Origin of the sequence: Exiguobacterium sp. s183, from assembly GCF_018617655.1 — a bacterium.
Lineage (GTDB): Bacteria > Bacillota > Bacilli > Exiguobacteriales > Exiguobacteriaceae > Exiguobacterium > Exiguobacterium aestuarii_A.
This window is the reverse complement of record NZ_JACSKN010000008.1, coordinates 30,577-53,618: the sequence shown is the minus strand read 5'-3', so window position 1 is coordinate 53,618 and position 23,042 is coordinate 30,577. Positions and strand designations below refer to the sequence as shown.

General features: G+C 47.6%; 24 protein-coding genes, 1 rRNA gene and 2 other annotated features. All 25 genes read left to right on the top strand.

Translation table 11 applies throughout. From position 1 onward, the window contains the following. Positions 1 to 60 precede the first annotated feature (60 nt). The 25 genes from rrf (at position 61) to rpoB (ending at position 23,040) form a co-directional block, all read left to right on the top strand. A 5S ribosomal RNA gene (gene rrf, locus KNP62_RS14670) occupies positions 61 to 177 on the top strand. Between the two features lie 149 nt (positions 178 to 326). Beyond that, positions 327 to 803, top strand: coding sequence for a CtsR family transcriptional regulator (locus tag KNP62_RS14665; RefSeq protein ID WP_214697106.1), 477 nt, complete (start codon positions 327 to 329; stop codon positions 801 to 803). 5 nt (positions 804 to 808) lie between these two features. Beyond that, positions 809 to 1,243 (top strand): UvrB/UvrC motif-containing protein, encoded by a 435-nt coding sequence (locus tag KNP62_RS14660; protein WP_214786182.1) that lies wholly within the window; start codon positions 809 to 811, stop codon positions 1,241 to 1,243. Continuing rightward, a complete protein-coding gene (locus KNP62_RS14655) occupies positions 1,243 to 2,286 on the top strand; it encodes a protein arginine kinase (protein ID WP_214697110.1) in 1,044 nt (347 codons plus the stop codon). Before KNP62_RS14660 ends, KNP62_RS14655 begins: the two co-directional genes overlap by 1 nt. Positions 2,287 to 2,310: 24 nt before the next feature. Next, positions 2,311 to 4,746: an ATP-dependent Clp protease ATP-binding subunit gene (clpC, locus tag KNP62_RS14650; protein WP_214697112.1), complete on the top strand. Its 2,436-nt coding sequence runs from the start codon at positions 2,311 to 2,313 to the stop codon at positions 4,744 to 4,746. A 57-nt stretch (positions 4,747 to 4,803) separates the two neighbouring features. Beyond that, on the top strand, positions 4,804 to 6,180 hold the full coding sequence (gene radA, locus KNP62_RS14645) for a DNA repair protein RadA (RefSeq protein WP_074032385.1): 1,377 nt from the start codon (positions 4,804 to 4,806) through the stop codon (positions 6,178 to 6,180). 113 nt (positions 6,181 to 6,293) lie between these two features. Then, on the top strand, positions 6,294 to 7,358 hold the full coding sequence (locus KNP62_RS14640; protein ID WP_074032388.1) for a PIN/TRAM domain-containing protein: 1,065 nt from the start codon (positions 6,294 to 6,296) through the stop codon (positions 7,356 to 7,358). Between the two features lie 56 nt (positions 7,359 to 7,414). Continuing rightward, positions 7,415 to 8,095 carry a 2-C-methyl-D-erythritol 4-phosphate cytidylyltransferase gene (gene ispD, locus KNP62_RS14635; protein WP_214786185.1) on the top strand — a complete coding sequence of 227 codons (681 nt, stop codon included), beginning with the start codon at positions 7,415 to 7,417 and terminating at the stop codon, positions 8,093 to 8,095. Then, a complete protein-coding gene (gene ispF / locus KNP62_RS14630) occupies positions 8,092 to 8,565 on the top strand; it encodes a 2-C-methyl-D-erythritol 2,4-cyclodiphosphate synthase (protein ID WP_214786180.1) in 474 nt (157 codons plus the stop codon). The genes ispD and ispF overlap by 4 nt, the downstream gene beginning before the upstream one ends. A gap of 45 nt (positions 8,566 to 8,610) precedes the next feature. After that, positions 8,611 to 10,068 (top strand): glutamate--tRNA ligase, encoded by a 1,458-nt coding sequence (gene gltX / locus KNP62_RS14625; RefSeq protein WP_214786184.1) that lies wholly within the window; start codon positions 8,611 to 8,613, stop codon positions 10,066 to 10,068. Next, positions 10,065 to 10,272 (top strand) — a binding site (T-box leader). (Overlaps the previous gene by 4 nt.) Before the next feature lie 51 nt (positions 10,273 to 10,323). Beyond that, a complete protein-coding gene (cysE, locus tag KNP62_RS14620) occupies positions 10,324 to 11,013 on the top strand; it encodes a serine O-acetyltransferase (RefSeq protein ID WP_012727699.1) in 690 nt (229 codons plus the stop codon). Continuing rightward, positions 10,982 to 12,379, top strand: a complete 1,398-nt coding sequence (gene cysS / locus KNP62_RS14615; protein WP_214786178.1) for a cysteine--tRNA ligase — start codon at positions 10,982 to 10,984, stop codon at positions 12,377 to 12,379. The genes cysE and cysS overlap by 32 nt, the downstream gene beginning before the upstream one ends. Next, complete coding sequence (locus KNP62_RS14610; protein WP_074032405.1) at positions 12,376 to 12,780, top strand: Mini-ribonuclease 3; 405 nt, start codon at positions 12,376 to 12,378, stop codon at positions 12,778 to 12,780. Before cysS ends, KNP62_RS14610 begins: the two co-directional genes overlap by 4 nt. A 109-nt stretch (positions 12,781 to 12,889) precedes the next feature. After that, positions 12,890 to 13,639, top strand: coding sequence for a 23S rRNA (guanosine(2251)-2'-O)-methyltransferase RlmB (rlmB, locus tag KNP62_RS14605; protein ID WP_074032495.1), 750 nt, complete (start codon positions 12,890 to 12,892; stop codon positions 13,637 to 13,639). Continuing rightward, a complete protein-coding gene (locus KNP62_RS14600) occupies positions 13,636 to 14,175 on the top strand; it encodes an NYN domain-containing protein (protein ID WP_214761567.1) in 540 nt (179 codons plus the stop codon). The genes rlmB and KNP62_RS14600 overlap by 4 nt, the downstream gene beginning before the upstream one ends. Before the next feature lie 210 nt (positions 14,176 to 14,385). After that, positions 14,386 to 15,027 (top strand): RNA polymerase sporulation sigma factor SigH, encoded by a 642-nt coding sequence (sigH, locus tag KNP62_RS14595; protein WP_031421852.1) that lies wholly within the window; start codon positions 14,386 to 14,388, stop codon positions 15,025 to 15,027. A 128-nt stretch (positions 15,028 to 15,155) separates the two neighbouring features. After that, positions 15,156 to 15,302 (top strand): 50S ribosomal protein L33, encoded by a 147-nt coding sequence (gene rpmG, locus KNP62_RS14590; protein WP_026824819.1) that lies wholly within the window; start codon positions 15,156 to 15,158, stop codon positions 15,300 to 15,302. A 34-nt stretch (positions 15,303 to 15,336) separates the two neighbouring features. Next, positions 15,337 to 15,507 (top strand): preprotein translocase subunit SecE, encoded by a 171-nt coding sequence (secE, locus tag KNP62_RS14585; protein ID WP_074032412.1) that lies wholly within the window; start codon positions 15,337 to 15,339, stop codon positions 15,505 to 15,507. 16 nt (positions 15,508 to 15,523) lie between these two features. After that, positions 15,524 to 16,075, top strand: a complete 552-nt coding sequence (gene nusG / locus KNP62_RS14580; protein WP_012727691.1) for a transcription termination/antitermination protein NusG — start codon at positions 15,524 to 15,526, stop codon at positions 16,073 to 16,075. Between the two features lie 147 nt (positions 16,076 to 16,222). Continuing rightward, on the top strand, positions 16,223 to 16,648 hold the full coding sequence (gene rplK, locus KNP62_RS14575) for a 50S ribosomal protein L11 (protein ID WP_012727690.1): 426 nt from the start codon (positions 16,223 to 16,225) through the stop codon (positions 16,646 to 16,648). Positions 16,649 to 16,742: 94 nt separating this feature from the next. After that, positions 16,743 to 17,429, top strand: a complete 687-nt coding sequence (gene rplA, locus KNP62_RS14570) for a 50S ribosomal protein L1 (RefSeq protein WP_074032415.1) — start codon at positions 16,743 to 16,745, stop codon at positions 17,427 to 17,429. A gap of 59 nt (positions 17,430 to 17,488) precedes the next feature. Next, positions 17,489 to 17,642: a sequence feature (ribosomal protein L10 leader region), on the top strand. A 44-nt stretch (positions 17,643 to 17,686) separates the two neighbouring features. After that, positions 17,687 to 18,193: a 50S ribosomal protein L10 gene (rplJ, locus tag KNP62_RS14565; protein WP_214697119.1), complete on the top strand. Its 507-nt coding sequence runs from the start codon at positions 17,687 to 17,689 to the stop codon at positions 18,191 to 18,193. A 60-nt stretch (positions 18,194 to 18,253) separates the two neighbouring features. Beyond that, positions 18,254 to 18,622 (top strand): 50S ribosomal protein L7/L12, encoded by a 369-nt coding sequence (gene rplL / locus KNP62_RS14560; RefSeq protein WP_074032420.1) that lies wholly within the window; start codon positions 18,254 to 18,256, stop codon positions 18,620 to 18,622. Between the two features lie 79 nt (positions 18,623 to 18,701). Further along, positions 18,702 to 19,298, top strand: coding sequence for a class I SAM-dependent methyltransferase (locus KNP62_RS14555; protein WP_074032423.1), 597 nt, complete (start codon positions 18,702 to 18,704; stop codon positions 19,296 to 19,298). 193 nt (positions 19,299 to 19,491) lie between these two features. After that, a complete protein-coding gene (gene rpoB / locus KNP62_RS14550) occupies positions 19,492 to 23,040 on the top strand; it encodes a DNA-directed RNA polymerase subunit beta (protein ID WP_214697140.1) in 3,549 nt (1,182 codons plus the stop codon). Positions 23,041 to 23,042: the final 2 nt, after the last annotated feature.

The following is a 23,042-nucleotide window of genomic DNA, read 5'->3' as shown; positions in this document are numbered from 1 at the left end:
GATCTAGTCTATGGTTTGTGTTGATGAATCCTCAGTTTTCAGGGAACAAGCCCTGTAAAGTCTGGTGGCGATAGCGAGACGGCCACACCTGTTCCCATGCCGAACACAGAAGTTAAGCGTCTCAGCGCCGAAAGTAGTTGGGGGATCTCCCCCTGTGAGGATAGGACGTTGCCAGGCAACAACAGAGAGGACGACCGAGCATACGCTCGGTCGTTTTTTTTATTGATTGGCGGTGCTCTCTATGAGAGCATCGCTTTTCGTTTGCCTTTTTTTAAATCAATGATAAAATATAGTCAAAAGTCAAAGATGGTCAGAGGGTGGTGGAGATGAGAAATATTTCGGATGTTATCGAACAGTATTTGAAGCAAGTATTGAAGGAAAGTCAGGCAAATGCAATCGAGATTAAACGCCAAGATATCGCACAACGATTCGAATGTGTCCCATCCCAAATCAATTATGTCATCAACACACGTTTTACCGTCGAAAAAGGATATTTAGTAGAAAGTAAACGAGGTGGCGGTGGATATATTCGGATCCGACGCGTCATCTTACATGAAAAACAGGATGTGCTCTCTAGTTTGATGGATGTCATTCATGAGCATCCACGTCTAAATGAACAACTTGTTGAAAATGTGCTCGTGCGATTAGTGGAAGAACAAATGATGCACGAACAAGAAGCGCAATTGATTTACCATCTCTTATCAGATGAAGCATTAAACTTACAAGTTGATGATCGCTCTTTTATTCGACGTCAACAATTGTTGGCACTGATGAAAGTACTTCGTTATCGTAATGGGGGATAAGTCGTATGTTATGCGAACGTTGTAAACAACGACCTGCTGTCAATGAAGTCGTTGTGATGGAACAAGATATACCTGTAAAAAAACGATTATGTCGACAATGTACGGTAGAACTGATGACAGGATATGTACCAGTCGTGAAGCGATGCCCGACTTGTCAGATGACACGCCAAGACCTGTTGCGCGTACGAAAAGCAGGATGCGCTACATGTTATACCGTATTTCGGGATGAATTGATCAAAATCACTCGTCAATATCAACAAGGACACGATCATCATATCGGTTCAATCCCTGACCAGTTACGCACGCCACATGAACGGATTGAAGAACGGCTCGAAAAGTTGGCAGGGGAGTTGAACCGCGCTGTCGAACAAGAAGATTATGAACGGGCAGCACGCATTCAAAAAGAAATGAAGCAATTAGAAGGGCAGGGAGATGTCTGATGGAAACTTTCCTAACACATCCACTTGGTCCAAAAATGAAAGAACGTGCCAAGCTCGATGATTTGGTTGTTTCTACAAGAATTCGATTGGCACGTAATGTCAAAGACACGGTATTCTCTCCTGTACTTTCTAAAGAAGGAGAACGTCAGCTTTGTGATCGTCTAGAAGGGCGTCTACGTGGGTTGAAAGGATTCGAATATCTTCATATGCGTGATTATGATGAAGTAACACGACAGGCGTTGATGGAGAAACACCTCATTAGCCCAGCCGTTGCAACCAATGAAGAGAGTGCGGTCTTCTTAAGTGAAGATGAAACAATTAGTGTATTGATTAATGAGGAAGACCATTTACGCATTCAAACGCTACTTCCAGGATATCAAGTGAAAGAGGCGTTTGAATTAGCGAAACAAGTTGACGCGTTATGTGCAGAATCCCTATCGTATGCGTTTGATGAACAGTTAGGTTATTTGACGACATGTCCAAGCAATATCGGAACAGGACTTCGTGCCTCGGTCATGTTACACTTGCCGGGACTCACCTTAACGGGACGAATCAGTCCAATCTTGCGAGAACTTCGAAAACTTGGCTATACGATTCGAGGTCGTTATGGTGAAGGTAGTGATGCGGCGGGTCGCTTGTTCCAACTGTCGAATCAACGGACATTAGGGAGTCACGAGTCACAGTTACTGGCTGACTTTATGGAAGTCACAGAACAAGTGATTCAAGCAGAGCGTCATGCGCGTGAAGAACTCGTTGCGAATCGACAGGAAGAGTTAGAAGATCAATTTTATCGATCATATGGTATTTTGCGATATGCTAAATTACTATCTTCTACTGAAGCCATCGAACGATTATCTGATTTACATTTAGCGAGTGACCTAGGGATTTTGTCTGATTGGAGTCCACCAAAGTTCCATGAACTTATTGTTCGGCTACAATCAGGTTTTCTACAAAAACATTTCGGGAAAACATTATCTACGCAAGAACGGGATCGAGAACGAGCGACCCTCGTTCGTCGAACGTTAGATCAAGGCTTAGTTTGATCCAACTACAAGGAGGTTTTGTCAATGATGTTTGGACGATTTACAGAACGAGCACAGCGCGTATTAGCTTTAGCACAAGAGGAAGCAGTACGTCTTGGCCATCATAATATTGGTACAGAACATATTTTATTAGGATTGGTTCGTGAAGGAGAAGGGATTGCGGCAAAAGCGCTCTTCGCTCTCGGATTGACTTCTGAAAAAATTCAACAAGAAGTAGAATCATTGATTGGACGCGGTTCTGAGAATGGGTCGACGATTCACTACACACCACGTGCGAAAAAGGTCATTGAACTCTCGATGGATGAGGCACGAAAACTAGGACATTCATATGTTGGAACGGAGCACATCCTTCTTGGATTGATTCGTGAAGGCGAAGGTGTCGCAGCACGTGTCCTCAATAACCTTGGAATCAGTTTGACAAAAGCGCGTCAACAAGTATTACAGCTTCTCGGTAACACGGAGTCTTCTTCAAATGCTTCGCAACCAGGCGCGAGCGCTGCAACCCCAACACTTGATGGATTGGCACGCGACTTGACGCAACAAGCACGTGAGTCACGTTTAGACCCGGTCATCGGCCGCGCAGGTGAGATTCAACGTGTCATTGAAGTCTTATCTCGTCGTACGAAAAACAACCCGGTTCTTATTGGAGAGCCAGGTGTCGGGAAAACGGCAGTAGTCGAAGGTCTCGCTCAACAAATCATTAACAACGAAGTACCTGAAACACTTCGCAATAAGCGAGTGATGGTACTCGACATGGGTACACTCGTAGCAGGTACGAAATATCGTGGTGAGTTCGAAGATCGATTGAAAAAAGTAATGGACGAAATTCGTCAGGCAGGAAATGTCATTCTCTTCATCGACGAGTTGCACACATTGATTGGTGCGGGTGGTGCAGAAGGTGCGATCGATGCGTCGAACATCCTCAAGCCTTCATTGGCTCGTGGCGAACTTCAATGTATCGGGGCGACTACACTTGATGAGTACCGGAAGTACATCGAAAAAGATGCAGCGCTTGAACGACGCTTCCAACCAATTCAAGTAAATGAACCGACAACAGAAGAAGCTGAACAAATCTTACTCGGGTTGCGCGATCGTTATGAAGCGCATCACCGCGTAACGATTACAGACACAGCGATTCACGAGGCGGTCGTTCTGTCTGACCGTTACATCTCGGATCGTTTCTTACCGGACAAAGCGATTGACCTCGTTGATGAGGCGGCATCAAAAGTACGACTTCGCTCGTTCACGGCACCACCGAACTTGAAAGAGTTGGAGTCACGCCTTGAATCGATTCGTAAAGAAAAAGACTCTGCTGTTCAAAGCCAAGAGTTTGAAAAAGCGGCTTCTCTCCGTGATACAGAACAAAAGTTACGCGATGAGTTAGAAGAGTTGAAAGCAGAATGGCAGAACAAACAAGGAAACGAAAAACTTGAAGTGACGAAAGAAGATATCGCTCAAGTTGTCGCAAACTGGACAGGTGTGCCGGTCACGAAGATTGCCGAAGAAGAGACAGACCGTCTCCTCAAACTCGAATCAATTCTTCACAACCGTGTCATCGGTCAAGACGATGCGGTGAAATCAATTTCCCGCGCCATTCGTCGGGCTCGTGCTGGCTTGAAAGATCCAAAACGTCCAATCGGTTCATTCATCTTCCTCGGACCTACCGGAGTCGGGAAAACCGAACTCGCTCGCGCAGTTGCCGAAGCGATGTTTGGGGATGAGGATGCGATTATTCGAATCGACATGTCAGAGTACATGGAAAAACATGCGACGAGCCGTCTCGTTGGTTCGCCTCCTGGTTATGTTGGTTACGAAGAAGGCGGTCAATTGACAGAGAAAGTACGCCGGAAACCATACTCGGTCATCCTTCTCGATGAAATTGAAAAAGCGCACCCTGAAGTGTTCAACATCTTACTTCAAGTGCTTGACGACGGTCGCTTGACGGATTCGAAAGGTCGCACGGTCGACTTCCGAAACACCGTCATCATCATGACGTCAAACGTCGGGGCCGCAGCGCTTCAACGTAATAAATATGTTGGATTCACAGTCGAAGATGATGTGAAACGTGAGTATACAGAAATGAAGGATAAAGTACTCGAGGAACTGAAAAAGGCGTTCCGACCTGAGTTCTTGAACCGGATTGACGAAATCACGGTCTTCCATTCACTTCAAAAAGAGCACATTCAAGAAATCATCAAACTTATGGCAGAGACACTCAAGAAACGTCTTGCCGAACAAGGAGTTGATTTCAGCTTGACGGATGCGGCGCTCGACAAGATTGCCGAAGTCGGCTACGATCCGGAATACGGGGCTCGCCCGCTCCGTCGTGCCCTTCAACGAGAAGTGGAAGATCGCCTCTCAGAAGCAATGCTTGGCGGCACAATCGCTAAAGGCAGTAAAGTTGCGCTCGACGTACAAGATGGAGAGTTTGTCGTTCGTAACGAAGGTGTAGTTCAGTAAATCATTCAGCTCCCTCGTTGTATATGAGGGAGCTTTTTTTAGACAGGAAGGAAGCTTATGGCCAAAATTAAAACGAAATACGTCTGCCAATCGTGTGGATATGAATCAGCCAAATGGATGGGACGTTGTCCAGGTTGTAATGAATGGAATACGCTCGTTGAGGAGTTTGTCGAAGAGAAGAAAGCCAAACGCGGCGCAGCGTTTGTGCATAGTTCATCTCGACAATTGAAGCCAGAACGGCTCGCAAACGTCGTCTCACAAGAAGAGACACGCGTGCACACAAATAGTCGTGAATTTGACCGTGTGCTCGGTGGCGGCATCGTTCCGGGTTCACTCGTCTTAGTCGGTGGGGACCCGGGAATCGGGAAGTCGACGATTCTTTTACAGGTCAGTGCACACCTAGCCCATAGTGGTAAAAAAGTGCTCTATATCTCAGGTGAAGAATCACTCAAACAGACGAAACTACGAGCGGAACGTCTCGGCTTACCGACCGAAGACTTATTTGTGCTCGCTGAGACAGACATGTTGATGATTGAACGCGTCATTGATGAAGAACAACCCGGGTTTGTCATCATCGACTCGATTCAGACGGTATATATGGATGAAATTCAATCGGCGCCAGGAAGTGTGTCACAAGTACGAGAATGTACGGCAGCGCTCATGAAGATTGCCAAAACACGAGGGATTGCTGTGTTCATCGTCGGTCACGTAACGAAACAAGGATCGATTGCGGGTCCGCGTTTACTCGAGCACATGGTCGATGCGGTCCTTTACTTTGAAGGGGAGCGTCATCATACGTTCCGTATTTTACGCGCGGTGAAAAACCGTTTCGGTTCAACGAACGAAATCGGGATCTTCGAGATGAAAGAGAGTGGGCTAGAAGAAGTCCTTAACCCGTCCGAAATCTTTTTAGAAGAACGAACCGCTGGTGTGTCCGGTTCGACGGTCGTCGCTTCGATGGAAGGGACAAGGACAGTGCTCGTCGAACTACAAGCACTCATCTCGCCAACATCATTCGGTAACCCGAGGCGTATGGCGACGGGAATCGACCAAAACCGGGTCGCGCTTCTGATGGCCGTCCTTGAGAAACGCTCTGGCTTATTGCTTCAGACGCAAGACGCCTACTTGAAAGCGGCGGGTGGCGTCAAACTAGATGAGCCTGCGATTGACCTCGCGATTTGTGTCTCGATTGCCTCGAGTTTCCGCGACCGTCCGACTCGTCCGACGGATGTCTGCATCGGTGAAGTCGGATTGACTGGAGAAGTGCGACGCGTATCACGGATTGAACAACGTGTCGCCGAAGCCGCAAAATTAGGATTCACACGTGCCATCATTCCGAAAAACAACATGGGGGGATGGACCGCTCCGGCAGGGATTGAAGTGGTCGGCGTCGGAACGGTAGACGAAGCACTGCAGTTGGCGATCCCGTTTTAACGGGTCGCCAATGGCAGTTTTTAACGCTTTGTAACGAACGTGATTGAAAAAAGCATGTTACAATGAAAGTGTTATTTTTGAAATTTTATTTCATATAGAAGGAGGTGGAATGAGTGAAGATTGCTGTACGAATCGGATTTATTTTGATTGGGCTCGTCGTAGGTTGGTTCGGAATTATCGAGGCGACGTTATTATTAGGAGACCTCGGCATGAATGTGCCGGAATGGTTAACGATTCCATACGTAGCAAGTTTGATTGGTGGACTTATCTTCTTCATTCTTAGTTTATTCTTAACCGATGGTGTTGTTGCATTTATTCGTTTTGTCGAAGAACGGCTCGTCCGTTTACCGGTAGGGGATATTTTATTCGGTTCGATTGGCCTCATTATCGGGCTCTTGATCGCCTTTTTGATCAGTGTCTCGCTTGAAGTAACGAACATTTTCTTACTGAGTAAGATCGTTCCAATCTTTGTCACAGCGCTGTTTGGTTACTTCGGTTTCGCGGTCGGATATCGGAAGCGTAACGAATGGATCAAACTATTTGTAAAGAGTGAGCGGGAGAAACCGGCAGCTGAACCGGTGCAACGTTCGAATGATAAAATCTTAGATACGAGCGTCATTATTGACGGTCGTATCGCAGATATCGCCACGACTGGGTTTGTGGAAGGTACATTGATCGTTCCGCAGTTCGTCATCGGAGAACTTCAATATATCGCGGATTCATCGGATACGTTGAAACGAAACCGTGGTCGCCGTGGGCTCGATATTTTAAAAGAGCTTCAAGAGAACAAACGAATCCAAGTTGAAATTTATGATGGGGACTTTGAAGACGTACCAGAAGTCGATATCAAATTAATCAAATTGGCAGAGTTGAAAAATGGGATTGTCGTCACGAACGACTACAACTTAAACAAAGTCTGTGAAGTGCGAAATGTTCCAGTCTTGAACATCAATGACTTAGCGAATGCCGTCAAACAAATTGTCATCCCTGGCGAGGAGATGGTCGTCACTGTCATTAAAGAAGGAAAAGAGCAAAATCAAGGTGTTGCCTATCTCGAAGACGGGACGATGGTCGTCGTGGAAGGTGGACGTAAGTTGATCTCGAAGACGCTTCCTGTCGTCGTGACGAGTGTGCTGCAGACATCTGCAGGCCGAATGATTTTTGCTCGTCCTGAATAACGAACAAAAAAGAGACGCGTGAGCGCTCTCTTTTTTCACGAAGAGAGGTGTTTGACATAGTATCTTATACAGTTGTGATCCCGGCTGCGGGAAGAGGAAAACGAATGGGCGCGGATGCGAACAAACTCATGTTGTCGCTCCGTGACAAACCGATTATCGCGTGGACGTTACAAGCGTTCGATACCGATCCGTGGTGTGAACGGATTGTTTTGGCGATTCGTCCAGAGGAACGTGACTGGTTTGAAGCGATCACGGCACAAGTCGAAACACCGATTACATACGTAACAGGTGGGGAAGAACGACAACAGAGTGTCCATGCGGGGCTTAAGGTGGTTGCACCCGATACGATTGTGATGATTCATGACGGTGCCCGTCCTTTTGTAAAACGTGAACAGCTGCATCAAGTGGCAGAAGCGGCATTACAAGGTGGTGCCATTTTAGCGGTACCGGTCAAAGACACAGTCAAACAAGTCGAACGTCATCAAATCGAACGAACGGTTCCTCGGGAAAATCTATGGTTGGCGCAAACGCCGCAAGCTTTTCAAGCCAAGTCGATTTTGGCGGCACATGAACGGGCGGTCGAACAACAGATGATGGGAACGGACGATGCGAGTTTATTCGAATGGCTTGGTGAAACGGTACAAGTCGTTCTTGGAGACTATCATAATATTAAGATGACGACGCCAGAGGATTTACTGTTTGGTGATGCGATTTTAGCGAAGGAGGACTTACAATGAGAATTGGCCAAGGATTTGATGTACACGCATTTGCGGAAGGACGTCCATTAATTTTAGGAGGAATTGAGATTCCACATGAACGTGGGCTACTCGGTCATTCCGATGCGGATGTGTTACTCCATACGATTGCCGATGCAGCGCTTGGAGCGATTGCGGCAGGTGACATCGGGAAGCATTTCCCTGATACGGACCCGAAATTTAAAGATGCGGATTCGAAAGAATTGCTTCGCCACGTATGGCAACTTGTGAAGGATGAGGGATATGTCCTCGGAAATGTGGACGCGACCGTCATGGCACAACGTCCAAAACTACGTCCTTATATTGATGAGATGCGAGCAGTCATTGCCGATCTACTCGAAGCGGACATCGAACAGGTGAACGTAAAAGCGACGACGACGGAGAAGCTCGGCTTCACAGGACGTGAAGAAGGAATCGCGGCGCAAGCGGTCATCTTACTCAACCGGGCTTGACAGAAATGGTATACTATTTGGGCAGAAGAGAAGAAAGGTGGAACTATTATGAGTGAAGTGCGTGTACGCTATGCGCCTAGTCCGACGGGGCATCTCCACATCGGAAATGCGCGGACTGCGTTGTTTAACTACTTATTTGCTCGTCATGCAGGCGGGAAATTGATTCTTCGAATTGAAGATACTGATCAGAAACGAAATGTATTAAACGGTGTCGAGAGTCAAATGAAGTATTTGGAGTGGCTCGGAATCGATTGGGATGAAGGTCCAGGTCGTGATGGAGACTACGGCCCATATTATCAAATGGAACGTCTTTCACTTTATGAGAAATACGTCAACGAATTGATGAGCAAAGGTCTTGCTTATAAATGCTATATGACATCAGAGGAGCTCGAAGCAGAGCGTGAAGCACAAATCGCGCGCGGCGAAGCACCGCGTTATTCTGGTGCGCACCGCAACCTGACTGTCGAAGAGCGTGAAGCGTTTGAAGCAGAGGGCCGCAAGCCGTCAATTCGAATTCGCGTGCCGGAAGGCGTGACGTATAAATGGACGGATGTCGTCAAAGGTGATGTTTCATTCGAGTCGAAAGACTTTGGTGATTGGGTCATCGTGAAACAAGATGGGATTCCGACTTACAACTTCGCTGTTGTTGTCGACGACCACTTGATGAAGATCAGCCACGTCTTGCGTGGAGACGACCACATCGCAAACACACCAAAACAGATGATGGTATATGACGCGCTTGGATGGGAATATCCTGAATTCGGTCACATGACGCTCATCTATAACGATCAACATAAGAAATTGTCAAAACGTGATGAATCAATCATCCAGTTCATTGAACAATATGCGGATCTCGGTTACTTGCCAGCAGCGCTCTTCAACTTCATTTCTCTTCTTGGCTGGTCACCAGTCGGAGAAGAAGAAATCTTCTCGAAAGAAGAGTTCATTGAAATGTTTGATGCGAACCGTTTGTCGAAGAGTCCGGCTGTATTTGACCAACAAAAACTTTCTTGGATCAACAGTGTATACATGAAGAAGGCCACACTTGACGAAGTAGTGGCACTCAGTTTACCATTTTTACAAGAAGCAGGACGATTACCCGAGGCGGTATCTGTCGAGGAGGCAGATTGGGCAACAAACTTGATCGCATTGTATAAAGAACAAATGACGCACGGGGCGGAGATTGTCGCGTTGACGGACTTGTTCTTCAAAGATGAGATCGAGTATGACGAGGAAGCGAATGCTGTCCTTTCAGGGGAAACGGTTCCCGCTGTCCTTGCAGAGTTCAAACAACAACTCGAAGGAATCGAAGACTTCACACCAGAAGCGATTAAAGCGGCGACGAAAGCAACGCAAAAAGCAACTGGTCAAAAAGGGAAGAACTTGTTCATGCCAATCCGTGTCGCGACGACAGGGCAAACACATGGACCAGAGCTCCCGAACGCGATTTCGTTAATCGGAAAAGAGCGTGTCTTGAAACGTCTGACAACTTTATTGGCATAAAGGCATCGATGAGGAAAGTAAGCGGTATGACACTTTGCAGAGACTAGAACCTAGGCTGGGAGTTCTAGATGTGTCCCCCGAAGAAGTGCACCTCGGAGCCGTCTCGGCGATACGTAGTCGAGGCCGTGACTCGGCGTTAACGAGACTTGAGAGGGGAACACTTTTTCCCAAACAGAGTGGAACCGCGCTTATGGCGTCTCTGTGCCTTGGCACAGGGGCGTCTTTGTTTTTGTATACGAAAAGGAGATATCAATTATGGGATTTTGGAGCAGCGTGCGTGAAGACTTGCGGACTGTCTTAGAACTAGATCCTGCCGCCCGCTCGAAAGTTGAGGTGGCACTGACGTATCCGGGACTACACGCCATATGGGCACATCGCATCGCGCACGGATTATGGAAGCGTAACGTGAAGCTTGTGGCCAAGTTATTGGCCCAGTTCAGTCGTTGGTTGACCGGGATTGAAATTCATCCGGGTGCAGTCCTCGGTGACCGTGTATTCATCGATCACGGTTTCGGTGTTGTCATTGGAGAGACGGCGATTATCGGGAACGATGTAACCATTTATCAAGGCGTCACACTCGGTGGAACGGGGAAAGAAAAAGGGAAGCGTCATCCTACAATTGGGAGTGATGTGCTCATCTCAGCAGGAGCGAAAGTGCTCGGGAACATTACGGTTGGCGATTGCGTCAAAATCGGAGCGAGCTCTGTCGTCTTGAACGATGTACCGTCTGACTCGACCGTCGTCGGTATCCCAGGACGTGTCGTCATTCGAAACGGGAAGCGTGTGAAGCAACATGACCTCGATCATCGTTTCCCAGATCCGGACCGCGAGTGTCAAGAACGCTTAGAAGCGGCAGTGGATGAACTACAACAAAAATTAGCGACGCTTGAAAAGCGGATGGAGGAGAAAACGCATGATTCAGCTGTACAACAGTCTCACGAATAAAAAAGAACCGTTTGTCCCGATTGTTCCGGGGAAAGTATCCATGTATGTGTGCGGACCGACCGTCTACAACTACATCCATGTAGGGAATGCCCGTCCGGCCATCGCCTTCGATACGGTTCGTCGTTATTTGACATATCGTGGGTATGAGGTGAAATACGTCCTAAACTTCACGGACGTAGACGACAAGATCATTCGTACCGCGAACGAACTTGGAGAAGACACAGAGACGTTGACGAATCGTTATATTGAGGCTTATTTGGCCGATACGGGAGCATTGAACGTACAACCGGCAGACGTGCACCCACGCGTTACCGATACGATGGAAGAGATTATCGAGTTCATCCGTCAGCTAGAGACGGAAGGGTTCGCCTATGAAGCAGAAGGTGACGTTTATTTCCGGACGAAGAAGTTTGAGACGTACGGAAAGCTAAGTCAACAATCGATCGAAGATTTACGGGCAGGCTCGCGCGTCGATGTCGGCGAAAAGAAAGAAGACCCGCTCGACTTCGTTCTATGGAAGGCCGCTAAACCGGACGAACCTTCTTGGGATAGTCCGTGGGGCAAAGGGCGACCAGGTTGGCATATCGAATGCTCGGCGATGGCGAAAAAGCATCTCGGGGCAACAATCGATATCCATGCAGGTGGTCATGATTTAAAATTCCCACACCACGAGAATGAGATTGCCCAGTCAGAAGCATGCAACCATGCGAAGTTCGCCAACTACTGGCTGCATAACGGATTCATCAACATTGAAAATGAGAAGATGTCCAAATCGCTCGGAAACTTTCTTCTCGTCCATGAAGCGCTGAAAGAAGTAGATCCAATGGTTCTTCGTTTCTTCATGTTGTCCGTCCATTATCGTCATCCGATCAACTACAGCCGTGAACTGATTGAACAAGCGGCGAATGGTTGGAGTCGAATCAAAGAAGCGTATCAAAACATCGAATATCGTTTATCGGTAACGGCTGGACTTGGTGAACCGAGCGAGTCGATGGAGCGGAAACTTGAAGCAATCAAGACGTCGTTCATCGAATCGATGGATGATGATATCAATACGGCAAATGCGATGACTGTCCTCTTTGACTTGGCACGAGAAGCGAACATTTACGCCAAGGCGGATCATGTGGCAAAAGCGACACTCGAACAAGTTCTCTCGTTATTCGACGAATTGACAGGTGTGCTCGGATTGACGCTAGCTGAAGAGAAAGAATTGCTTGATGCCGAAATCGATCAATTGATTCAAGAACGAAACGATGCACGCGCGGCACGTAACTTTGCCCGTGCTGACGAGATTCGTGATTTACTAAAAGAACAAAACATCCAACTCGAAGACACGGCCCAAGGGGTTCGGTGGAAGCGGTTATGATGCAACCGAAACAAATGAATGCCCTCGCACTCGCCTATATGGGTGACGTGGTATATGAATTGGCCGTACGAGAAAGACTGCTCGAGCAAGGGTTGACGCGCCCGAACGATTTGCATCGGGGTGCCGTCCGTTATGTGAACGCGCGGGCGCAAGCGAGCGTCGTGACCTATTGGCTAGAGACGGACGTGTTGACGGAAGAAGAACAAGCCGTCGTCAGACGTGGCAAAAATGCGAAATCAGGCTCGATTCCGAAGCGGGTCGACGTCCATACGTATCGTTATTCCACAGCATTCGAGGCATTGATTGGCTATATCTACTTAACAGAAAGAAGGGATCGTCTTGAAGAACTCATCAAACAAGCGTTCGAACGACTCGAAGCCGAGTCGACCGAAACGACATGACGGAAAACGAGGTGCGGAAAAACGAACGTTTGACCGCCCACGTGGGGAACGTCCAGAGCGTGCACGCCATCAAAAGTCGGAACGACCGGACTATAAGGAAGTAGACGTGATGGAGGAAGGGATTGATTTCCTTTACGGGCGAAACCCTGTACTCGAAGCACTTCGAAGCGGTCGCGACATGAACAAAGTATTTATCATGGAAGGGCAACAAAAAGGCCCGCTCGCTCAAATCATTGCGATGGCGAATGAAGCATCCGTTCAAGTGTCATTCGTACCGAAAACAAAGCTTGAGAAGATGGCCGGCAGTGAACATCATCAGGGTGTCGTGGCAGCCGTCGCGGCCTATGAATATAAAACTATCGAGGACATGTTCGCACTCGCCGCTTCAAAAGAAGAGACACCGCTCTTTATTTTACTAGATGAACTCGAGGACCCACATAACCTCGGTTCCATTTTACGGACCGCGGATGCTGTCGGCGCACATGGAATCATCATCCCGAAACGCCGCTCGGTCGGTTTAACTCAAACGGTCGCCAAAGCTTCGACTGGGGCGATTGAGCATATCCCGGTTGCGCGCGTGACGAATTTGACGCGGACACTCGAAGAATTGAAAGAAAAAGGACTATGGGTCGTCGGGACCGATGCGAAAGAGAGTCAGGACTATCGTCGATTAGATGGGAATATGCCACTTGTCGTGGTCATCGGAAGTGAAGGTAAGGGAATGAGCCGTCTCGTGCGTGAATCATGCGACTTCCTCGTTCATTTACCAATGGTTGGTCATGTCACGTCACTGAACGCATCTGTTGCAGCGGCACTCCTTCTGTATGAAGTGCATCGCTCACGTAACCCGTTAGCATGAGTATCCAAAAACGCGAGCTCCTTCTTGTCGACGGATATAACATCATCGGGGCGTGGCCACATTTGAGAAGTTTGCGCGATATGGATTTTGATCAAGCGCGCAATTTGTTAATTGAAGCGATGGCGGAATATCAGGCCGTATCTGGAAAAGAAGTCACCGTCGTCTTTGATGCCCATATGCGTTACGGGCGTGAATCGAAAGAAAAACGAAGTCGTGTCGATGTCGTCTATACGAAAGAGAACGAGACGGCGGACGAGTGGATCGAGCGGCGAGCGCACGAACTGGTGGATAACCGACTCGTCACACTATTCGTCGCGACGAATGATTTCACCGAGCAGTGGGTCATTTTCGGCCAAGGTGCCTTACGTGTCCCCGCGACCGAGTTGTTAAAAGATTGGAAGCATGCCAAAACACTGATTGAGCAACAACGTCTCTCGTTAGAGAAGGAACAATCGAATCGAAAAACGATCGATATCCCTCCGCATATTCAAGAAAGATTTGAAGAAATGCGACGTCGTAAATCAAAAGGTGATTGAAATCACGGGCGAGTTCATGAAATGGACTCGTCTTTGTTTCGATTTTGACATTTTTTTGCAAAGGAATGTTGTATACTAATTACATATATGAGTTACACAGCATTTAATTGACGGAATTTTTAGAAATTTGTTTGACGCATAGGAGTAGGGAGTCCTATAATGGGACACAACCTTACATAGTTCAGGATCAATCGCCGGGGGGTAACGAGCATGAACGGATGGCCGTACGAACAGTTTGAAAAAATGTCAGACGAAGAGTTGGTCTTATTGGCGCGCAATGAAGGGGATAGCGACGCGCTTGAGTTTTTGATTGAACGATACCGGTATTTTGTACGCGCGAAAGCCCGTTCTTATTTTTTGATTGGTGCGGATCATGAGGACATCGTCCAAGAGGGCATGATCGGTCTTTATAAAGGGGTGCGGGACTATAAAGACGAGCGACTCGCCTCGTTCAAAAGTTTTGCCGAGATGTGCATCACTCGCCAAATGATCACGGCAATCAAGACGGCGACACGTCAAAAGCATATTCCGCTCAACTCATATGTGTCACTCGATAAACCGATTTTCGACGAGGAATCCGACCGGACGTTACTCGATGTCATCTTGCCACCACATCCGACGGATCCACAAGAACTCATTGTGACACAAGAAGAACAGACGTTTATGGAAGCGAAGATGGATGAGATTTTAAGTGATCTCGAGCGGAAAGTGTTGCGTCTTTATTTAGACGGACGTTCTTATCAAGAGATTTCAGACGACCTCGACCGTCATGTTAAATCGATTGATAATGCGTTACAGCGTGTGAAGAAGAAATTCGAGCGTCACGTCGACGTTCGGATGCTCACGAGCTAACCGATTATTGACCGCGTGCCTCCTATGTGATACTTTAAAAGCAGCGCCTTGTCCGTAGACGCCATTTACAGGAGGCGTTTTTTTTTCGCTCTTTTTTAAGAGGGAGTAGTCGAAAGGGGCGCTTATGAATGGCAAAGAAAGTAAGTCTCGCTTGCTCAGAATGCGGGTCTCGGGAGTATTCGACGACAAAAAAAGACGGTGTGTCGACACGGCTTGAAATGAAAAAGTTTTGTCGCCGCTGTAACGCGCATACGATGCATCGAGAATCAAAGTAACGTAGATTGGCATTCAATGTAGGAGGAAGCTACCATGAACTTTTTGCGCGACGTATGGAAAGAGTTGAAAAAAACGAGTTGGCCAACTCGTAAAGAACTCACGAAATATACCGTTACCGTCATCGCGACTGTTGTCGTGATTGGCCTGTTCGTGTTCGGCGTAGATACTGGAGTCAGCTATCTCGTCAATTTATTGATTAACTAAGGAAGAGGTGAAAGCCGTGGAGAAACAATGGTTTGTTGTCCAGACGTACTCAGGTTTTGAGAATAACGTCAAAGAAAACCTAGAACGTCGAATCGGTTCGATGAACATGGAAGATAAAATTTTCCGCGTCCTCGTCCCGACTGAAACGACGCAAGAAGAAGTCACATTAAAGAGTGGCGAAAAGAAAATTAAAGAGCGTGAAGTCAAAAGTTTCCCGGGCTATGTGTTCGTAGAGATGGTCATGACTGACGATTCATGGTATGTTGTCCGCAACACGCCTAACGTCACCGGCTTCCTCGGTTCAACGGGCGGCGGGGCAAAACCGATCCCGCTCCAACCGGACGAAGTGACAAACGTCTTGTCACAAATGGGACTCATCGAGAAGAAAGATCGTTACAACTACGAGCTCGGTGACCTTGTCCGCGTGAAAGAAGGCGCGTTCGAGAACTTTGAGGGGACAATCGACGAGATTGAAGCCGACAAAGAGAAGCTCAAAGTCGTGGTCGACATGTTCGGTCGCGAAACAAAAATTGAGCTTGATTTCGAACAAGTTCAGAAAATTAACTAAACCCACTTGCTAATCCGTGAAACGGATGGTACAATCGAAAATGTTTGATGTTGTGCTATATTTCGGTACAAACTCGACCTAATAGATTGAGTGGGAGGGCGCACAACGTCCAAGAAACCACATTTTAGACTTAAGGAGGTGTGTCTCGTGGCGAAAAAAGTTTCTAAACTCGTTAAACTTCAAATCCCAGCTGGTAAAGCTAACCCAGCACCACCAGTAGGTCCAGCACTTGGTCAAGCAGGTGTTAACATCATGGGATTCTGTAAAGAGTTCAACGCTCGTACACAAGACCAAGCCGGATTGATTATTCCTGTAGTCATCACGGTATACGAAGATCGTTCGTTTACATTTATTACGAAAACTCCACCAGCTGCAGTTCTCTTGAAGAAAGCTGCTGGTATCGAGAGTGGTTCTGGTGAACCAAACCGTAAGAAAGTAGCAACGGTTAAGCGTGACAAAGTTCGCGAAATCGCTGAACTTAAAATGCCTGACCTTAACGCATCATCTGTAGAAACAGCGATGCTTATGGTTGAAGGTACTGCACGTAGTATGGGTATTGTAATCGAAGACTAATTGTTAGTCTCTGGGGTTGTCGGTGAATACTGCTCACCTTCAATCCCTTCATTATGTGGGAGGAAATTCCGCTAACCACAAGGAGGAAAAGATCATGGGTAAAAAACACCAAGAAGCAGCTAAGCTTGTTGACCGCACGAAGTCATACGACCTCGCTGAAGCTGTCGAGCTCGTTCAAAAAACAGCTACTGCTAAATTCGATGAAACAATCGAAGTTGCTGTCCGTCTCGGCGTAGATCCGAAGAAAGCAGACCAACAAATCCGTGGTGCCGTTGTACTTCCACACGGTACTGGTAAAACACAAAAAGTTCTCGTCTTCGCAAAAGGTGAGAAAGTGAAAGAAGCGGAAGCTGCTGGCGCAGACTACGTTGGCGACGCTGAGTACATCAACAAAATCCAACAAGGATGGTTCGACTTCGATGTAATCGTTGCGACACCTGACATGATGGGTGAAGTTGGTAAACTTGGTCGCGTTCTCGGACCTAAAGGCCTCATGCCTAACCCGAAAACAGGAACAGTTACTTTTGACGTAGAAAAAGCAATCGCGGATATCAAAGCTGGTAAAGTTGAATACCGTGTTGATAAAGCTGGTAACATCCACGTTCCAGTTGGTAAGAAATCATTTGAAGCATCTAAACTTACTGAGAACATCGAGACAATCCTCGAAACACTCATGAAAGTGAAGCCTGCTACTGCAAAAGGGACTTACCTTAAAAACATCGCGCTTTCATCTACAATGGGTCCTGGGATCCGTGTAGCGACTGCGGATTTCCTTAAGTAATCTTGTTGAAATAAATTGTTGACAACGTGTGACGCCGCTGTTAAAGTAATACACGTTCAACCGAATATGTTGGATTACCGTAGACAGAAGGTGGACATCGGTCCGTAAACCCTTCCGAGGTGTCTTTGCTCGAACTTGAGCCTGTTGTCACAGGTTTACTTTCAAACAATTACGCCCTCGTATGTCTTCATACGAGGGATTTCTTTTGGAGAGCAGCCTCTCGTCCGGTATAAGAATTGACTAGGAGGTGCAAACACATGGCAAACGAAAAAATCGTAGCTCAGAAATCGGCACTCGTCGATGAAATCGCTGAGAAAATGCAAGCGAGCGTTGGAACAGTTGTTGTTGACTACCGTGGACTTACAGTTGAAGAAGTGACTACACTCCGTAAATCACTCCGTGACGCTGGAATCGAGTTCAAAGTTTACAAGAACGGTCTTCTTCGCCGCGCAGCTACTCAGTCGAACTTCGAAGGTCTTGACGAAGTCTTCACTGGTCCTACAGCAATCGCCTTCTCTAACGAAGACGTTGTTGCTCCAGCGAAGATCTTGAACGACTTCTCGAAAGAGCACAAAGCGCTCGAACTCAAAGGCGGAATCATCGAAGGCAAAGTGACTTCACTCGAAGAAATCAAAGCCCTTGCAGAACTTCCATCACGCGATGGTCTTCTCTCGATGCTTCTCAGCGTACTTCAAGCTCCAATCCGTGGGCTCGCAGTCGCAACAAACGCAATCGCAGAACAAAAAGAAGAGCAATCAGCTTAATTTTTGTCGCGTAGCGTAACTCAAAAAACTTTTTCACAACATCAAAGGAGGAAAACCATAATGGCTTTCAACAAAGAGCAATTCATCGAAGACCTCAAATCAATGACGGTTCTCGAACTTAACGAACTCGTAAAAACAATCGAAGAAGAATTCGGCGTATCAGCAGCAGCTCCAGTAGCAGTTGCAGGTGCTGGCGCAGGCGCAGCAGCTGAAGAGAAAACTGAATTCGACGTAGTACTCACAAACGCTGGCGCTGGTAAAATCAACGTCATCAAAGCTGTTCGTGAAATCACAGGTCTCGGCCTTAAAGAAGCAAAAGCACTCGTTGACGGAACTCCAGCTCCAGTCAAAGAAGGCGTTTCTAAAGAAGACGCTGAGTCAATCAAAGCTAAGCTTGAAGAAGCTGGCGCATCTGTTGAAGTTAAGTAATTCAACTTCACAACCTATAGAAGCTCGCCATGGCGAGCTTCTTTTATTTCCTTGAAGAAAGGGTTAGGAGGTTCAACGCATGGGAGATCATTACTATACGAACGATCCACGTTCGGAAAGTGCCCCGGAGACATGGACGTACGAGTTGCGAGGGAAACAGTATCATTTCACTTCGGACCGCGGTGTGTTCTCGAAAGGATCAGTCGATTTTGGGTCGCGTCTTTTAATTGAGTCGTTTGAAGTGCCTGATGTCTCAGGACGTATTTTAGATGTAGGCTGTGGCTATGGTCCAATGGGGATCTCGCTTGCCGATGCCTCTGGGCGTGAAGCCTTGCTCATCGATGTGAATGAGCGTGCGCTGGCGCTCTCTGAGCAAAACGCCGCCCGTAATGGAGTGACGGTCGAAACACGACTTTCTCACGCGTATGACGCGGTGGGGGGAGAACGGTTTGCCGCCATTGTCACCAATCCGCCGATTCGTGCGGGGAAACAAGTCGTCCATACGATCTTGCGTGAAGCACATGCGCATTTGGTCGATGGAGGAGCAATCTATGTCGTCATTCAGAAAAAACAAGGAGCGCCTTCTGCTAAGAAATTATTAGAAGAGGTGTTTGGTCAAGTCGAAACGATTGCGAAAGAAAAAGGTTACTTTATTTTCCGAGCAATTCGGTCTTGACAAACGGTGAAGTCTTGTTGACTCGCCATAACGTATATGCTAACATTATAAAATGCCATTGGAATGGAATTCGCTTGAAACTGCCGTGTCTGCTGCTTTTTAGAGACGGAAAACGAGCGACATTCAATGACAATGTTCGATTACTACGCCCGAAAAATTCGCTAAAGAATTGGGGGTCTGAGAGGTGAATCAGTTGACTGGTCAACTTGTTCAGTACGGTCGTCACCGTCAGAGAAGAAGCTTTGCCCGTATCAGTGAGGTATTAGAGCTTCCGAATTTGATTGAAATTCAAACTGCTTCTTATGAGTGGTTCTTGCGTGAAGGATTGAAGGAAATGTTCACGGACATTTCACCGATTTCCGACTTCACAGGAAACCTCGTATTGGAGTTCATCGATTACTCGCTCAGTGAGCCGAAGTATTCAATCGATGAATCGAAGGAGCGCGACGTTACTTATTCTGCGCCACTTCGCGTAAAAGTACGTCTCCAAAACAAAGAGACAGGTGAGCTTAAGGAACAAGAAGTGTTCATGGGGGATTTCCCACTCATGACAGAATCGGGAACGTTTATCATTAATGGTGCAGAACGCGTCATCGTTTCCCAGCTTGTCCGTTCACCGAGCGTGTACTATAACGCTAAACTCGATAAAAACGGTAAACGTGGATTTGGCGCAACCGTCATCCCGAACCGTGGTGCTTGGCTCGAACTCGAGACAGATGCCAAAGATATCGTTTATGTTCGTATCGACCGTACCCGTAAAATCCCGGTAACGGTGTTGTTGCGTGCCCTCGGATTCGGTACGGACCAAGAGATTATCGACCTTCTCGGGGATGACGAATACCTTCGTAACACCCTTGAAAAAGATAATACAGAGTCTACAGAGAAAGCGTTGATCGAGATTTATGAGCGTCTCCGCCCTGGTGAACCACCAACGGTAGAAAATGCGAAATCACTTCTCGTGTCACGTTTCTTCGACCCGAAACGTTATGACTTAGCGAACGTCGGTCGCTACAAGATGAACAAAAAGCTTCATCTTAAGAACCGTTTGTTCGGTCAAAAATTGGCGGAAACGCTCGTGGACCCAGAAACAGGCGAAGTACTCGCTGAAGCTGGAACAGTCCTCGACCGCCGCAACTTAGATCGTATCCTCCCACACTTGGAGAGCGGCCTCGGTTATGTCGATGCGGAACCAACTGGTGGTGTCGCTGAAGGTGAGCCGTTCGGTCTTCAATCAATTAAAGTCATCTCACCAGATGACCCAGATGGAGAGCGTGTCTTGAACATCATCGGAAATGGCAATATCGACCGTAGTATCAAGCATATTACGCCGGCTGATATTATCGCTTCAATCAACTACTTCTTCAATTTACTTCACGAAGTCGGAACAACAGATGACATTGACCACTTAGGAAACCGTCGTCTTCGTTCAGTCGGAGAACTTCTCCAAAACCAATTCCGTATCGGGCTTTCTCGTATGGAACGTGTCGTAAAAGAACGTATGTCGATTCAAGATCAAAACGCGATCACACCGCAGGCGCTTATCAACATTCGTCCGGTTATCGCATCACTTAAAGAGTTCTTCGGTAGCTCGCAATTGTCACAGTTCATGGACCAGACAAACCCGCTCGCTGAGTTGACGCACAAACGTCGTCTCTCTGCACTTGGACCGGGTGGTTTGACACGTGAGCGTGCTGGTTTCGAAGTTCGAGACGTTCACTATTCGCACTACGGTCGGATGTGTCCAATCGAAACACCAGAGGGACCGAACATCGGACTCATCAACTCACTCTCGTCTTATGCGAAAGTGAACGAGTACGGTTTCATCGAAGCACCGTATCGTCGTGTTGACCCGGAAACAGGTCTTGTCACTGGCGATATCCAATATATGACGGCTGATGAGGAAGACCTCTATGTCGTCGCACAGGCGAACATGCCGCTCACAGAAGACGGTCACTTTGCAGACGAACAAGTTCTTTGCCGCTTCCGCGGACAAAACTTGTCAGTTGAGCCAAGCCGAGTCGATTACATGGACGTTTCGCCGAAACAGGTTGTTTCTGCCGCGACAGCATGTATCCCGTTCCTTGAGAACGATGACTCGAACCGTGCCCTCATGGGAGCGAACATGCAACGTCAAGCAGTACCGCTTCTCCAACCAGATTCACCGATTGTCGGTACTGGAATGGAGTACGTGTCTGCGAAAGACTCTGGGGCAGCAATCGTTGCGAAATACCCAGGTGTCGTTGAGCGTGTCACAGCGCGTGAAATCTTGATCCGTCGTACGTCTGACGTTAACGGTTCTGAGGTTTCAGGTGATTTAGACCGCTACAAACTTCAAAAATATGTCCGTTCTAACCAAGGAACATGCTACAACCAAAAACCAATCATCGCAGCTGGCGACCGTGTCGAAAAAGGAGAAATCCTTGCAGACGGTCCGTCGATGGATATGGGTGAGCTCGCGCTCGGCCGTAACGTCGTCGTTGCCTTCATGACTTGGGATGGTTACAACTATGAGGATGCGATCATCATGAGTGAGCGTCTCGTGAAAGATGACGTGTACACATCGATTCATATCGAAGAGTACGAGTCGGAGTCACGTGACACGAAACTCGGACCAGAGGAAATCACACGTGATATTCCAAACGTCGGAGATGACGCGCTTCGTAACTTGGACGATCGTGGAATTATCCGCATCGGAGCTGAAGTCAAGGATGGCGATATCCTCGTCGGTAAAGTAACGCCTAAGGGAGTTACGGAATTGACGGCGGAAGAGCGTCTCTTGCACGCAATCTTCGGTGAGAAGGCACGTGAAGTACGTGATACGTCACTTCGTGTACCAAACGGTGGAGACGGAATCATCTTGGATGTCAAAGTGTTCGACCGTGAAAACGGTGACGAGTTGTCTCCAGGCGTCAACCAGATGGTACGTGTCTATATCGTTCAAAAACGTAAGATTCACGAAGGGGATAAGATGGCGGGACGTCACGGTAACAAAGGTGTTATCTCGCGGATCCTCCCTGAAGAAGATATGCCATACATGCCAGACGGTACACCGGTTGACATCATGCTCAACCCGCTTGGGGTACCATCTCGTATGAACATCGGTCAGGTGCTTGAACTTCACTTAGGGATGGCGGCGAAGAAGCTCGGCATCAAAGTGGCGACACCTGTATTCGATGGAGCGCGTGAGGAAGACGTATGGGCAACGATTGAAGAGGCTGGTATGGATAAAGATGCGAAGACGCGTCTCTATGACGGTCGTACGGGTGAACCGTTCGATAACCGTGTCTCTGTCGGTGTCATGTACATGATCAAACTCGCGCACATGGTTGATGATAAACTTCATGCTCGTTCGACTGGACCATACTCACTCGTTACGCAACAACCGCTCGGTGGTAAAGCACAGTTCGGTGGTCAGCGCTTCGGGGAGATGGAAGTTTGGGCTCTTGAAGCGTACGGCGCAGCCTACACGCTCCAAGAAATCTTGACAATCAAGTCGGATGACACGGTTGGTCGTGTGAAAGCATACGAGGCCATCGTGAAAGGCGAGAGCGTTCCGAAAGCGGGCGTTCCTGAATCATTCCGCGTCTTGATCAAAGAGCTTCAAGCGCTCGGTATGGAAGTCAAGATGATGTCAGCGGATGATGAAGAAGTCGAAATGAAAGATGAAGATGACGACAACATCCCGAACGCAACATCGGCGTTAGAACAAGTCGTTCAACCGACTGTTACGGAAGAGGAATAAGG